The sequence below is a fragment of the Lyngbya aestuarii BL J genome (assembly GCF_000478195.2).
In the GTDB taxonomy this organism is placed as follows: domain Bacteria; phylum Cyanobacteriota; class Cyanobacteriia; order Cyanobacteriales; family Microcoleaceae; genus Capilliphycus; species Capilliphycus aestuarii.
Genome location: NZ_AUZM01000018.1, coordinates 81,550 through 97,560, shown reverse-complemented (window position 1 = coordinate 97,560; position 16,011 = coordinate 81,550). Strand labels below are relative to the sequence as shown.

Sequence of the window (16,011 nt, the reverse complement as noted above, 5' to 3'; positions counted from 1 at the left end):
GAATGCAACAGAGGTGATTCGCAATGGCACAATTTTAACGTTGGATATGCAACGGGGTTCGGTGTATTCGGGGGCGACGAGAGGGTAAATCAGAGAACAGAAAATAGGGAACAGAGGATAGGGGACAGTCAAAAGAACGGATAACGGGTCCACTGTAAACTGTCTCCCCACTCCTGAACTCCTGTACGCGAAGTGATGGTGTACAGGGTATTTCTCAGCAAAAAAATACACCCTAACGTTAATCGTAGAGTGTATCGAAGCCTTGCACTTCGGAGCATTTAGATCCATCCACTCTTACATATGTCTCAACAAGCGGGACTTATGCAATTACCGCAGAAATTAGTCATCGGTACTCCAGATACAACTTCCGTGTCCGAGAGACTTTTGGCCCTAAAAACCTAACTCCTCAATTTCTCCACGTCTAAATTCTGAAACTTGACCCAACTTTTTCACATTTCAACGGTTGATAGAGAGGGGAAATAACAGTCTTGATTTATTAGATTTTCATTGATAAACTCAAGGAGTTGATTCAAATTTTGATTTAATAATAAGTATTTCATCCTAAATTCGATTGAGGAGGATGCAGTATACCGGATCGGTATCAGGTTGATTTTGTATAAAATTACACATTTTGACTATTTAGATTTATGAATTAAAGCTTTCTCTTAACCTTAAGTCAAGAAAAATTGAGTAAGATAGATATATAAATTTAGAATAAGATTAAATTGACTGCCAGATTTAATAATTGAATCAATCAAAGTTTGAATCTCAACTTTTAATTGATAATAAATTGATAAAGTTTAAAAATAAAAACCGAAAAAATACATCATTTTTTTTGATACATCATTTTTGACTAAAAGTATGTTTTTTTTATTTCAGCGTCTTAAACGAACTTGGTTAAATTCCCATTGGTTATCAATATTAGTGGGATTGAACTTTAGCGTCATCGCAATTTTTCTGGGGCGACAAGTTCAGATGCGTGAACACAACTATCTTCAGAAATTCATTCAATCAGATTTTCAGGGGATAGAAGCCGCTTTTACCAATCAGTTTAACCATAAAATATCTTCCCTCAACCGCATGGGAAATCGCTGGATACTTTGGGGAGAAAAAAAAAAAAATCTATGGCAAACAGACACTTACAGTTATTTAGATTCTAATCCTTATATCCTCGCTCTTGGACGGATTAATCCAAACTCTCAGGTGCAATGGGTGATTCCCACGATAGAAACTCAAAATATCACACGTTCACATCAGGAGATCAAACGTTCTCAAAAACGGGTGATTACTCAGTCTCAAGTTTTTAATCAAACTCAAATTAGTGATCTGATTGAACTCAACTACTTTAACCCCAAATTAAATGATGGATTACTAATCTATGTTCCTTTGATCAAAGATCAAGAATTTCAAGGTTGGTTAGTCGCTTTGATTCATGTGAATACTTTATTTGAAACCTTACTCCAAGAACTCGCCACTGTCCATGATTATCAGATTTTTCTGCTCGAAGGACAAGATAAAATATACCAAACCTATTCACTCGAAGCCAATCAGTCTATTTCTCCCGAACAAGTCGCCTACAGCCAAACAATTCCCGTTGAAATCGCTGGAGCATCGTGGCAACTCCAAATCATACCGACTTCAAAACTCCTATCACAATATGAGTCTAACCTACCAACCGTAATTATTTACGGGGGATTATTGATTTCGGGATTGTTAGGATTTATGGTGTACTTGCTGCAAGGTAGAACCCGACAGCTTGAGCATATCCAACAGCTTAACCGATCACTACAGACTTTGAGCGAGTGCAATCAAGCCTTAGTGCGGGCGACGACAAAACAAGAACTCTTGAAAGAAATTTGTCAGATTCTCGTTAAAATTGGTGGCTTTCAACGAGTACGAGTCGGGTTTTTACAAGCTGATTGTAATACTCTGTCTTGGGTGGCTGAGGAGGGTGTAGAGGAGTTCTCTAAGCTTGTTGGGAGTTGTTGTCAAACCTTACTAAATGATACCGAGACATCAACCACAACTGTTCTCCAAACTGGAGTCTATAATGTTGCCCTGCTTAACTCTAGCAAAGAAGATTCAACTGAGCCGAAAAAGACTTATATTGCTAACTTTCCCCTGTTCAAGCTGAATGAAAATGATCATTCTATTTTAAGAGAAAACCATTCCTCATCAATACATAGAGATATTTTGGGGGTGTTGGTACTCGAATCAACTCAACAAGAAGCGTTTAACGAAGCAGAAATTCCCTTACTTCAAGAACTCGCCTCCGATCTTGCTTATGGAATTAACACTCTACAAATCCGTCGTGCGAGACAAGAAAGTGAAGAAAAGTTTCGTCAAATTGCTGAAAATATTGGGGATGTCTTTTTTGTGCGTTCTCTACATCCCCTGCAAGTCCTTTATGTTAACCCTATATACGAAAAAATTTGGGAACAGAGTTGTCAGGAACTCTACCAAAAACATGATGCTTGGCTTGATGCGGTACATCCTGATGATCGTGAATTCCTTTTAGAACAACTCAATCCTGCTCTAAATTCCGGTGAATTGGCTGTAGAATATCGGATTATTCAATCAACAGGTGATATTCGTTGGATTTTGTCAAAAGCGTTTCCCCTTTGCAATGAACAAAATGAGGTTTATCGAACTATTGAGATTGCCAGTGATATCACGAATCGCAAACAAGCAGAAGAACAATTGAGTAAGCTTTCAGAACGCTTGAAATTGGCACTAAAATCGGGAAAAATCGGCATTTGGGAATGGGATATTGTTAATAATATCTTGACTTGGGATGAGCGAATGTATGAACTCTATGGCGTTAAACTGTCAGATTTTGAAGGGGTTTATCAAGCCTGGCAACAAGGATTACACCCAGAAGATCGAGAACACTCCGAGTGGATTTGTCAACAAGCTTTGCAAGGGAAAAGGGAATATAATACAGAGCTTCGAGTTGTACATCCTGATGGTTCGATTCACTATCTGAAAGCTGATGCTATTGTTCAACGCAATGAAGCAGGTGAACCCATAGGAATGGTAGGAATCAACTATGATATTACTGATCGCAAACAAGCAGAAATTAGTCTCAAGACTCAAAAAGAATTTCTACAAAAAATTGTTGATAATATTCCGGTGATGATCGCTCTGATGGATAGTCAGAGAAATTTTCTTTGGGTTAACCCAGAATGGGAAAAAGTTTCCGGCTATAAGTTTGAAGAAATTGATCAGTTTGACATCTGGGAAGATGCGTTTCCTGATCCTGAATACCGTCAATTTATTCTCGAAAAACTTCAAACCGATATTGGGAATTGGGTTGATATGAAAATTCAGGTACGAGATGGACGGCTCACCGAACAATCATGGATCAATATTTTGCTTTCAGATGGGCAAATTATTGCCATTGGTCAGGATATTACAGAACGAAAACGAGACAATCAAAAGCTCCGTGAAAGCGAAGAACGGTTGCGAAAAGTATTAGAAAATATGACGGTGATGTTGGATGCGTTTGATGAGCAGGGGAATATTATTGTTTGGAACAAAGCGTGTGAACAGGTGACGGGATATACAGCGGCTGAAATGATTAATAATCCCGAGGCTTTAGTTTGGTTATATCCTGATCCTGAGTATCGTCAAAACATGATCGATAGTTGGCAGGAAAGAGGGAATGATTATTATGACTGGGAATGGAATTTAACGGCGAAAGATGGAAGTTTTAAAACCATTAGCTGGACGAATGTTTCTGATGTGTATCCCGTTCCAGGTTGGGCAACTTGGGGCATCGGAATAGATGTGACTGAGCGTAAACATCAGGAAGAAAAACAACGTCTTTTATATGAAATCAATCAAGCGATGACCGGGGCAGAGGATTTGGATTCAGCCCTAGAAATTGCCTTATCATTTATCTGTGAATCGATAGATTGGGATTTTGCGGAAGCTTGGATACCGGATATCGAACAGCAATCTCTAGAACTTTGTTCTCATTTTTACAGCAACAGTTTGAATTTTGAAGACTTTTTCTTGGGAAGTATTAAGACAAAATATAGCCCCAATGAAGGAGTGCCGGGGCGAGTTTTTATGACTCAGAAACCAGAATGGTTAACTCCGATTTCTCAACAGCTAGATTCGGTTTATTTACGAAAAGATTTAGCGAAGTTAGTTAAACTGGAAACTGCTTTAGCTATTCCGATTCAGTTAGAGACTCAGGTTGTGGCTATTTTTATTTTCTATTGTCGAGAATTTCGGGAGCAAGATCAACATCTCATTGAGTTAATTTGTTCTTTAGGAGATCAACTGGCTTTGACGCTTCAGCGACGACGGATTGAACAAGAAGTACGAGAGGTTAACCAACACCTTGAAAAACGGGTAAAAGTCCGCACTGCGGCTCTCGAACTCACCAACCAAGCCCTTAAACAATCTAAAGCGAATGCTGATGCAGCAAACGTTGCTAAAAGTAAATTTCTCGCCCAGATGAGTCACGAATTGCGAACACCTTTGAATGGGATTTTGGGCTATACTCAAATTCTGCAACGGGATCAAACATTAACCGAACAACAGCAACAAAGTGTAGAGATTATTTATAAATGTGGGACTCATCTGTTGGATTTAATTAATGATATTTTAGACTTGGCAAAAATTGAAGCTCAAAAGATGGATTTATATCCGAATGAAATTAAGCTGCAAGCGTTTTTGGATGAGATTGCTGTGATTATGGCTCCGAGAGCCAAAGGAAAAGGATTAACTTGGACATATTTCAGTGATCCTCAGCTTTCTAATTTATCTTGTTTAGTTGATCAAAAAAGACTCCGACAAATTTTACTGAATCTCTTAAGTAATGCGGTTAAATTTACGGACACAGGTGGGGTCATGTTTGAAGTCGAGGTAATTTCCCCTTTTACGAATTCCAATCCTTATGTTACACTCAGGTTTAAAGTTCAAGACACAGGAATTGGTATTCCCTCTGACCAAATTGAAAGTTTGTTTCAGCCCTTTGAACAAGGTGCGGAAGCGTACAAACAATCAGAAGGAACGGGTTTGGGTTTAACTATTACTCAAAAACTTTTAGAAATGATGGGTACGAAACTAGAAGTTGAAAGCCAATACAATCAAGGTAGTTTGTTTAGCTTTGAGCTTCAGTTACCGATTGTAGAAGGGGTTGATTTACCGAACAGCGTAGCTCGTGAACAATCTAAAAAGATTGTTGGAATTGTAGGGGAGTCTCCTCAAGTTCTAGTCATAGATGATCGATTAGAAAATTGTCTATTTTTACAGGATTTTCTTTCCTCCATTGGATTTAGAGTAGAGACAGCCAATAATGGTAAAGTGGGTTTAGAGAAAGTCGAGTTACTCTATCGAGATTTAGATTTAATTATTACTGATCTGGTCATGCCAGAGATGGGAGGGCTAGAGATGATCGCTAAGATTCGTGAAAATCCTGTCTATAAAAACCTGAAAATTATTGTCGCCTCTGCCAGTGTATTTGTTGCCGATCAAGCCCTGTGTTTTGATGCGGGAGGAGATGCGTTTCTGATCAAACCGATTAATAGTAGTGACTTGTTAAAAAAATTAGATGAACTACTGACAATACAATGGATTTATGCAGAGGAAGATGATTCTCTATCCGTCTTGACAGAATCAATTCAGTCCAGCGGTGAACTTTCCGTGAATATCGATGATCTGTTACTCGAAAATTTATATGAGTTAGCCTTAGACGGAAAAATTAAACAAATTAAACAACAAGCTTTAAACCTCAAGCAAGTTGACCCCAGTCATGCTCCTTTTGCAGAAATTTTGCTAGAACTTGCGAATAACTTTCAAGAAAAAGAAATTTGTAATCTGCTCGAAAAATATCGGAGTAAAAACCATGAATGATTCTTTATCGATTAAAGGTAAAATCATTATTGTTGATGATAATTCTCAAAATCTAGGTGTACTTTTTAATATACTTGATGGTCTGGGTTATGATGTACGAGTGGCTCAAGATGGAGAAAGTGCGCTCGTCAAAATTAAACGTGATCCAGCCGATTTAATTTTACTCGATGTGATGATGCCGGGAATTGATGGATTTGAAACCTGTTCTCGTTTAAAATCTGATCCCAGTTTAGCCAAAATTCCGATTATTTTTATGACCGCATTATCGGAGACAATAGACAAACTAAAAGGGTTACAACTCGGTGCCGTTGATTATATTACCAAACCTTTTAGTAACGATGAAGTAATTGCACGGATTCAACTTCATTTACAACTCTATAAAACAACTCAACAACTTCAACAAGAAGTGATTGAACGTACCAAAGCAGAAACCGCTCTTGCTGGACTCAATCAAGATTTAGAACAGCAAGTTCTCAAGCGTACACAGGATCTAGAAATTACCCTAGAACAACTTCAAAAAACCCATAGAGAGTTATTGGTTCGCAAGCAAGAGTTAGAGTTTATGGCAAGCCATGATAGCTTAACGAGACTCCCAAATAGGGATTGGTTAATGTCTAGATTAGAGAATTTTATTAACCGCATGAAAGTTGATTCTGGCTTTCATTTTAGCTTAATGTATATAGATCTCGATCATTTCAAAGTAATCAACGAGAGTATGGGACATATTGTGGGCGACGGTTTACTCAACCAAGTTGCTCAACTCCTGCTCAAAACTTGTGCAAATGGGCGGGGGTCAGTTGTGCGTTTGGGAGGAGATGAATTTGTAATTTTATTAGAAAATGTTTGCCACATTGAGCAAGTAAGTTATTTAGCTCAAACCATTTTAAATCAGTTAAAATCACCTTTAGTATGGGAAGATTATCAGTATTATATTAATGCGAGTATTGGGATTACTCATAGTTCTTTTGGGTATCAAGATGTCGCAGACGTATTGCGAGATGCAGATTTAGCGATGTATAGCGCCAAACGAGCCGGACGAGGCTGTTATCGGGTTCTAACGACCAATCTCCAAAAGCAAGCCGCGTTACGGTTACAGCTTGAACAGAAACTTAGAATCGGAATTGAAAAGCAAGAATTTTGTTTGTACTATCAACCTATTATTTCTTTGACAACCGGAGAATTAGCCGGATTTGAAGCTTTAGTGCGTTGGCAACATCCAGAAGATGGAATCATTTCACCCGGACTTTTTATCCCGATAGCAGAAGAAACAGGTTTGATTGATCAACTGGGAGATTGGATTTTAAACTCAGCAATAAGTCAGTGGAAAGAGTGGCAACAAAAATTCTCCTGTTGTCTTGATTTAGTGCTTCATATTAATATATCTGCGGTTCAATTATCCCAGTATAAGTTCTTTGCTGATCTTGAAAAAATGTTAATCGAGAAAAATGTAGAACGTTCGGGTTTGAAGTTAGAAATAACTGAAAGTTGCTTGATTTCTAAGCAAGTCAAAACATCTCGTTTACTAGATCGGGCTAAAAAAATGGGTTTGCAATTATGTATTGATGATTTTGGAACCGGTTATTCTTGTTTAAGTCATCTGCGAGAATTACCGCTTGATAGCTTAAAAATAGATCAATCTTTTGTGATGAATCTTGAGGACAAAGATCATGATGCTACAGTGGTACGGGCAATTATTGCCTTAGCCCACAATTTAGGAATGGAGGTGGTTGCAGAAGGTATTGAAACCTTTGAACAATGGCAACATTTAAAATTATTAGGTTGTGAATGGGGACAGGGATATTTGTTTGCTAAACCAATGACTGTTCAACACGCAGAAAATGCAATTCAATCTCTCCAACAAGGAACAACAACATTTATAGATAGTTTATCCATCTTCAATGATCGGGTTGCAAATTAATTCAAGCATTATGAAATGGTCATTAAAAACAACAGTTTTAACGGGATGCACCTTAGCGATTACAATCTTAGCAACAGTTAGTGGATTGTCTTATTGGAATACAATTCGATTGGTTGAGACTTCTCAAGACCTTGTAGAAAAGCATAAGGTTATCTCCGAAATTCAGGAACTTATTGCTTTAATAGAGTTGATTAAAAATCAACAAGAACGATATATTGTTACCGCCGATAAAAATTATTTTTATGGTTATCAAGAAAAGTATATTTTAATTCAAAAACAGCTTGATTATATTCAAAAAATCACCCAAGATAATCCGAGTCATCAAAACCGAATTTCGATTTTAAAATCTCTGATTGATGACCAGATTAACCTCATAGAAACAAGCATGAATATCCGCATAACAGATGGATTAGAACCTGCTTTTAGATTTATACAAACGGGTGAAAATCAGGTCGTTAATGAGAAAATTAGCCAACTGATCAATCAATTACAAGCAGAAGAAAACCAATTATTAAAACAACGAACTAACGCAACTATTTCGACTACAAAAAAGATAATCTCTGCAATTATTATGAGTAGTATTTTAGCAGTTGGATTAGTTTCTTTAGCTGGATTTATGCTGTATCAAGATGTCAAAAAACGTCGAGATATTGAGGAAAAACTAAGAACCAGCGAAGCCCAGTTTTCAGGAATTGTTGATCTCGCTCAAGATGCGATTATTTCTTTTAATCAACAACAAGAAATTATTCTGTTTAACCGAGGTGCTGAACATTTATTTGGTTATTTTGCAGAGGAAGTAATTGGACAACCTTTTGAAATGTTACTTCCTCCATCTTATCAAAAGATTTATCATCAAAATATTACAGATTTTGCAGACTCAACAAAAGCAACTCATCGCACTGGAAAAGAATGGGGAGAGATTGAAGGATTTCGTAAAAATGGCACTGAATTTCCCGCAGAAGCTTCTATTTCTAAACTGGAAGTGAATCATCAACAAGTCTTTACGGTGATGTTACGTGATATTAGCCACAAAAAACAAGCCGAAAAAGCATTAGAAGAAACCAATCAAAAACTTTCAGGATGGGTGGGAGAACTAGAACGATATAACCGAGACTTAAAACAAATTAGTGTAATGAGTGATTTATTACAAGCTTGTGTCACCGTAGAAGAAGCTTATCAAGTGATTACAGGTTCACTCAAACGTCTATTTCCAAATACATCGGGAGGGGTATTTATGATGAATGAATCTCGACATTTAGTGGAAGCTGTTGTCATTTGGGAAAACCCAGAAAGTCAAAGGTTATTTACAGCCCATGAATGTTGGGCGTTGCGGCGTGGAAAGCGACATTTAGTTGTCGATATAAACACTGATTTACTCTGTCAACATCTCACCTCAGCTTCTAGTTTTCTCCCGGTTGAATATGCGTGTATTCCGATGATGGCGCAAGGAGAAGCGATTGGAATTTTACACTTAAGTTCTCACAGAAAAGGACAATTAGTTCAGACTCATAAAGCACTCGCAGAAACCGTTGCTGAACATATTGCTTTAGCGCTTGGTAATTTAAAATTGCGAGAAAAACTTCAAACCCAAAATATTCGTGATCCTTTGACAGGTTTGTTTAATCGACGCTATTTAGAAGAATCTCTCGCCCGTGAAATTTATTACGCTGAACGTAAACAGAAATGCTTAGGAATTGTGATGTTAGATGTAGATCATTTTAAGAAATTTAATGATAATTATGGTCACGAAGCGGGTGATTTACTTCTTCAAGAACTCGGGAATTTCCTTCAAAGTTCAATCCGTAAATCCGATATTGCTTGTCGCTATGGTGGAGAGGAGTTTCTACTGATGCTTCCCGAAACGAATTTAGAAACGACTCAACAAAGAGCAGAAATATTACGAGAAGGAGTCAAAACAATCAACCTATACTATCATCGTCAGCCATTAGAAAGGATTTCAATTTCTGTGGGAGTAGCAATATTTCCCGAACATGGACTGACAAGAGAAGCGGTTGTACGGGCTGCTGATACTGCTCTTTATCGTGCTAAAAATGAAGGACGAGATCGAGTTATGATAGCAGATGAAACTAAACAATCGGAGTGACATCAAAGCTTAAATTATAATCGGTTTCTCCTTCAAACTGCGAGACTCGGATAAAATAAGTTCCGGTTGTTAGTTGATCAAAAATCAGAGATTCTGAAGCTATCCCCAAATTCTTTGATGTTGCGAAAATTTCATCAAACTCGATCACTTCATTGGCGTTAATATCTTGTAAAATCTCTAAATCAGCATCAGCCATTAATTCACTTAAACGAATACTGACTTGACTAATTTCATTGGGTACAACAAAACGATAAATATCAACTGGATTTTCTGTACTCACAGACTCAATAACAGTACGACTTCCGAGTAGAGTATCGAGTTGAAATACTCCTGATAAATCATTCTCAGGTTCGGGAGAAACGCCTAATTTTCCACGCTTGAGTCCGAAGCGAATAAAATGTTCAAATAAGCTGTCTACAACGCCATCTTCAATGGCGGTAATGGCATCTGGATTAGTCTCTTGATAATATAAACTATCAAAAAATACACTGGGATTGCGCCCTTCAAACTGACCAAATCTAAAAAAATGTTCAAACGGGGTGAGTTGTTCTGCTTCAAAAGCGGTTTCAACATCGGGATATTGTTCTAAGTAATAAGTAGTATCAAATAAGGGATTAGGGTTTCTTTGTTCAAACTGACCAAATAAGATAAAATGTTCGGCTGCTGTAATCGCTTCTCGTTCAATTGCGGCGGAAACATCTGTATAAATCGAACGATAATAAGCTGGATCAAATAAAGGATTGGGTTGTAAACTTTCAAACTGTCCGACTTGTAAAAAATGATCGAGTCCGCTTTCATATTCTCCCGCATCAATCGCTTCTGAAACTGCGGGATATTGGGCTAAATAAAAATCTTGATCTAAAAAGTCTTCAAACGTCAGCATAGAGAGTTAATTCCTTCTAATTTTGATGTTAAACTTTCTGTTTTTATGCTAGAAAATGATCATACCATGATTAGACAATTTACCAAACCAAAACTTAATGTATATTTTTGTGAAATTTATAACCGATGTTAACGACAATGAATAACAATAGATCCGAATTCATCAATAAAACTGAAAAAGTGAGATTAAACAATGGCTAAATCTGCATTAATGCGGGTCTTGCGTCAGGCTTATCGTATTGCCAAAACCTCAAGAAAAACAGGAATTCCCACTGATGAACTGTTAGGAATACGCCATGAATATCGCCAATCTCATGCACTTTTAACTCGTCGCCGTTTGCTCCAAATTGGACTCGCCAGCGCCAGTGCGATGACAACTGCAATGATTGGACAATATCGACATCAGGCGAATGCTCAGTCTAGTATTTCTCCCGTGTTAATTGTTGGGGCGGGAATTGCGGGATTAGCGGCTGCTTATCGGTTAACTCAAGCGGGAGTTCCAGTTGATATTATCGAAGCCCGAAACCGTGTAGGAGGACGAATTAACACCCTCAAAAAAGCCGCAGGAACCCCTTTAATTGCCGAATTAGGCGGAGAATTTATTAATACCGATCATATTTGTATTCGCAGTTTAGCCGAAGAATTAGGCTTACCTTTAATTGATTTATTAGCCGTTGATGCGGGATTAATTCCCGATACTTATTTTTTTGAAGGACGACGAGTTTCATTAGCAGAAATTATTAATGATTTTGTTCCCGTAGCCGTGCAAGTCGAAGCGGATTTAGAAGCGATTGATAACTTTGAAGATTATACCACCGAAGATGAAATAACAATCGCCCTTGATAATATTTCCCTCGCCCAATATTTGAATCAAATTCCCACAACACCGATTATTCGTCAACTTTTAAGAATTGCTTACACAATTGAGTTTGGTTTAAATACTGAAGAACAATCACCGTTAAACTTGATTTATTATATTGGCACTGAACCGGGAACGTTTGAAGTTTTTGGAGAGAGTGACGAACGCTTTTATCTTGATGGCGGGAGTGAACAAATTACCCAAAGACTAGCCCAAATTTTAGAAGGTTCAATCACTACAACCACAGTTTTAGAGTCTATTCGAGAACAGTCCGGGGGTCGTTTTCTGGTTAGTTTACGTTCAGGAATCAATAGTTTAGAACGAACTTATGAACGAGTTGTATTAACGATTCCTTTTAGTGTTCTCAGAACCATTGAAATTGATGTAGAATTACCTGAAGTTAAACGAGAGGCAATTGATACAGTCGGTTATGGAACAAACTCGAAATTAATTACAGGCTATACTGATAAAATCTGGCGAACTCGTTTTAATTCAAGAGGGAATGTTTTTACCGATTTAGGATTTCAAAATACTTGGGAAAGTAGCAATAGTCGTTATGCTTCGAGTACAATTGGTTTAATCACAAACTATACCGGAGGAACTCAAGGTGTGGCGGTCGGGGCGGGAACAGTTGAAGACCAAGCCCAACAGTTGAATACCAACTTAGAAGCAGTATTTCCCGGTATTAATTCCGTGGCAATTCGCAATCAAGCAAACCGTGCATTTTGGACGGGAAGCCCGTTTAGTTTAGGATCATATTTGTGTTATCGACCCGGAGAATTTACCCGATTTTATGGCGTTGAAGGCGAACGAGTGGGGAATTTATTTTTTGCAGGGGAACACACTTCTTTAGAATATCAAGGCTTTATGGAAGGAGGTTGTGAAACGGGAGAATTAGTTGCCAGTGATATTTTAGAAGATGTTGGTTTAACAGAAATTGCTGAGGCAATTCGCGCTAAACTTAGATTTAATCGTCGTTCCCGTATTCGTCAAAATCGCCGTCCGGGTGGTCGTAGAATGCAAAGACGACTTCAGCAGAGATAATTCTATCAATCATAAAAAATGACACGTTACTTGCAAATTTTACAACTATTTTGGAGGACAGCAATTGCGGCTGAATTAGAGTATAGACTTAACTTTATTTTAGCAACAATTAGTAGTTTAGGGAGCTTGGTAGGTAGTGTTTTTGGATTATTTTTATTTTATCGTACTGGATATGAATTTGAAGGTTGGAGTTGGCAAGAAGCGTTAGTGGTCTTAGGGATTTTTACACTTTTACAAGGATTTTCAGCAACGCTTTTAGTTCCTAATTTGAATCGTATTGTCACTCATGTTCAAGAAGGAACTCTTGACTTTATCTTATTAAAACCAATTAGCAGTCAGTTTTGGCTTTCTACGCGCACTGTTTCTCCTTGGGGTTTACCTGATTTAGTTTTTGGGTGTCTTGTTATTTATTATGCAGGTCAGCAATTACAGTTAGAAATAACTGATTATTTGTTGAGTTTAATTCCGCTTTTTTTTGGAATAATAAGTTTATACAGTTTGTGGTTTATGTTAGGATCGATGAGTATTTGGTTTGTGAAAGTCTATAATGTCACGGAAGTATTGAGAGGGTTATTAGAAGCGGGTCGATTTCCAATGGTGGCTTATCCTACAGTTTATCGATTTTTCTTTACTTTTATTATTCCTGTCGCTTTTTTAACCACAATTCCAGCAGAAACGCTATTAGGTCGAACTGAAGCAACAGGGGTAATTAGTTCAGGAATTTTAGCCTTAATATTATTCTGTTTTTCCGCCGGATTTTGGCGGTTTGCGTTGCGGTTTTATACCAGTGCATCCAGTTAATTGATTGATTTTTAGGTTGAATTCGTGTAAACTTTACTTGCGACCAATCAACCAATAAGTCATCATTTTTCCTTTTCCTTTGATGGGAATTTCTCCCCGTTTTTCAAATCGATATTCATTTTTAAGTCGTTCATAAACCGCTGCTGTCACTTGAATTTTTCCGGGTTTACCTGAAGATTCCATGCGATATGCAATATTAACAGTATCTCCCCAGAGATCATAAATAAACTTATGAGTTCCAATCACTCCAGCTACCACAGTTCCGGTATGAATTCCAATCCGAATTTGTAGAGTTTCACCATAATCAAAAGGAAAATGATCAATCACCAATTGCATGGAAAGAGCCATATCCGCAATCGCTTCCGCATGATCTTCACGAGGTAAAGGTAAACCTGCCGCCATCATGTAAGCATCTCCAATTGTTTTGATTTTTTCTAAGTCTAAGCCTTCTGCTAATTGATCAAAGGTTGAGAAAATTTCATTAAGTAATTTAACCAGTTGAATAGGTGTTAACCGTTCAGAAAGAGCCGTAAAATTAACTAAATCTGCAAATAAAATACAGACTTCATCATATTTTTCAGCAATTAACCCTTGCTTTTCTTGTTTGAGTGTTTCAACGATTTTTTGGGGTAAAATATTGAGTAATAATCGCTCAGATTTTTCTCGTTCTAGACGAAGTTCTTCTTCAGCAAGTCGGCGTTCTGTTGTATCAGTGGCGACAGATAAAACTTCAACTAAATTACCATCTTTATCAAAGATCGGTTGATTGATCCAAGTCACCCAAACCCGTTCGCCATCGCTACGAATATTCTCATTTTCATGAATAACATACTGATCGGGATTTTGACAAATACTATCTATTAAATTTCGCAAATCTCGTCCGGATGTCTCAATTTCAGGAATCACATTTCCCAGTAACGGTTGTCCTAAAATTTCTGCTTCTTGATAGCCAAAAAACTTCAAGCCATATTCATTAATAAACAAAATTCGTCCTGAGCGATCCCATTGTACAATCGCAGAACTAACATTATGAACGACATGACGCAGTTTTTCTTCATTAGTTTTCAATGCTTCTTCTATAATTTTGCGTTGACTAATATCTCTAGAAACCCAAATTACGGTGTTTGGGGTTAGCGGTGAAATACTTCCCAAAAACCAGACTAACTGTTTGTTAATAGTCAGATTATATTCGACTTGAACCGTCTGTTTTGTTCTCAAAGCGGTTTGAATAAATTCTAATAATCGTTCCGCTTCGTCAGCCGGAAAATAATCTGATAATTTTTGTCCAACTATCGCTTCAGGAGTACAAAAAGATTGATGAGTTGGTTCTAGCTTTAGCCCCTTTCCAGAAGCATCCAAAACCATAACAACTTCAGTCATGGCGGCAAATAATGCCTTCATTTCTACTTCAGATTTCTTTTGTTGCAGAGTAGCTCCGAGTTGATTACTTGCCGCATAAACTAACTCAACAAATCGTTGATCTTGAGGACGATACTCCCTCATAAAGAAAACCAATACCGCCAAGACTGGAGCCGTTGAAGCCTCTCCTGTTTTCCAATTAGAGTTTCCCAGAATTGGAACGCTAAAATGAGCTTTTAAACCATAGTTTTTCGCTGGATTTTGACTTAATGACTGATGACGAACGGGAGAAAAATGAACGGGTTTATTTTGAGCTTCAATATTATCAATCCATTCCGGTTGTTTTGATTGCCAAACTCGTCCTGCTATTCCTTCTCCGGGTTGAAATGTGACTCCTTCTAAATGAGAGCGAAAGGATGTCAGATCAGCAATGATTTGAGAATTTTCTTGAGGACAATAATAAGACCAAATCGGACTACATTCTAGAACCGTTTGATCGGTTGTCGGAATCCAAACTTCTCCATAAATCCAGCTTGTGGTTTCACAAAGCGTCTGTAATGCAATTTCTAAAGCGGTTTCCAAATCTGGGGCAGAACTAATAGCTTGACTTAAGGTTAAAAGCAGTTGTAATTCTTCTTCGGCTTGTTGACGTTCTTGAACTTCTTGCTTGAGTTTTTTATTCGCTGAAATTAATTCTAAAGTTCGTTCTGTTACTTTCTGTTCTAAAGACGCATTTAACCGTTTAAGAGCCTGATTTTGTAAGGCTAATGTTTTTTCTTGAAGATAACATCTTAGAGCTTCTCTAACCGTTAAAACTAAATCTGTTTCATCCCAAGGTTTAGTGATATAACGATACAAGTTCGCTTGATTAATCACTCGAATAACAGCATTTGTTTCTACCCTTCCAGTGAGCATAATTTTTAAGATTCTTGGATATTGAGCATGAACCCTAACTAGCAGTTCATCTCCAGTCATTCCTGGCATGATTTGATCGACAATTAAGAGAGCAATTTCAAGTCTTTCTTCTTGATAATTCTCTAAAATTCCTAATGCAGCTTCTCCACTTTGAGCCGCAATAATTTCATACTGATCACCAAGAGATTTCTCAAGTAACGCTTTGAGACTCACTAAAATAGACCATTGATCATCAACACATAAAATCGCCAGATTACTCAT

The 16,011-nt window shown here is 37.6% G+C and carries 7 protein-coding genes; 5 read left to right on the top strand and 2 right to left on the bottom strand.

The features are described from left to right. Positions 1-861: 861 nt before the first annotated feature. From M595_RS10115 to M595_RS10105, 3 genes are read left to right on the top strand one after another with little or no spacing between them, the layout of a single operon-like run. Positions 862-5,868: a PAS domain S-box protein gene (locus M595_RS10115; protein WP_023066071.1), complete on the top strand. Its 5,007-nt coding sequence runs from the start codon at positions 862-864 to the stop codon at positions 5,866-5,868. Next, positions 5,861-7,786: an EAL domain-containing protein gene (locus M595_RS10110; RefSeq protein ID WP_023066077.1), complete on the top strand. Its 1,926-nt coding sequence runs from the start codon at positions 5,861-5,863 to the stop codon at positions 7,784-7,786. Before M595_RS10115 ends, M595_RS10110 begins: the two co-directional genes overlap by 8 nt. A 10-nt stretch (positions 7,787-7,796) precedes the next feature. Next, positions 7,797-9,890, top strand: coding sequence for a diguanylate cyclase (locus M595_RS10105; protein WP_023066060.1), 2,094 nt, complete (start codon positions 7,797-7,799; stop codon positions 9,888-9,890). Here the strand turns inward: M595_RS10105 and M595_RS10100 are convergent. Next, the gene (locus tag M595_RS10100; protein WP_023066064.1) at positions 9,874-10,773 is read right to left on the bottom strand and encodes a PPC domain-containing protein; all 900 of its coding nucleotides are present in this window, start codon (positions 10,771-10,773) and stop codon (positions 9,874-9,876) included. The two genes, M595_RS10105 and M595_RS10100, sit on opposite strands and share 17 nt — an antisense overlap. 192 nt (positions 10,774-10,965) lie before the next feature. Between M595_RS10100 and M595_RS10095 the strand changes: the two genes are divergently transcribed. After that, a complete protein-coding gene (locus M595_RS10095; protein WP_023066053.1) occupies positions 10,966-12,675 on the top strand; it encodes a flavin monoamine oxidase family protein in 1,710 nt (569 codons plus the stop codon). An 18-nt stretch (positions 12,676-12,693) separates the two neighbouring features. After that, complete coding sequence (locus M595_RS10090; RefSeq protein ID WP_023066085.1) at positions 12,694-13,476, top strand: ABC transporter permease; 783 nt, start codon at positions 12,694-12,696, stop codon at positions 13,474-13,476. Positions 13,477-13,509: 33 nt separating this feature from the next. Here M595_RS10090 and M595_RS10085 read toward each other — a convergent pair whose 3' ends face one another. Beyond that, on the bottom strand, positions 13,510-16,011 hold the full coding sequence (locus M595_RS10085; protein WP_023066032.1) for an adenylate/guanylate cyclase domain-containing protein: 2,502 nt from the start codon (positions 16,009-16,011) through the stop codon (positions 13,510-13,512).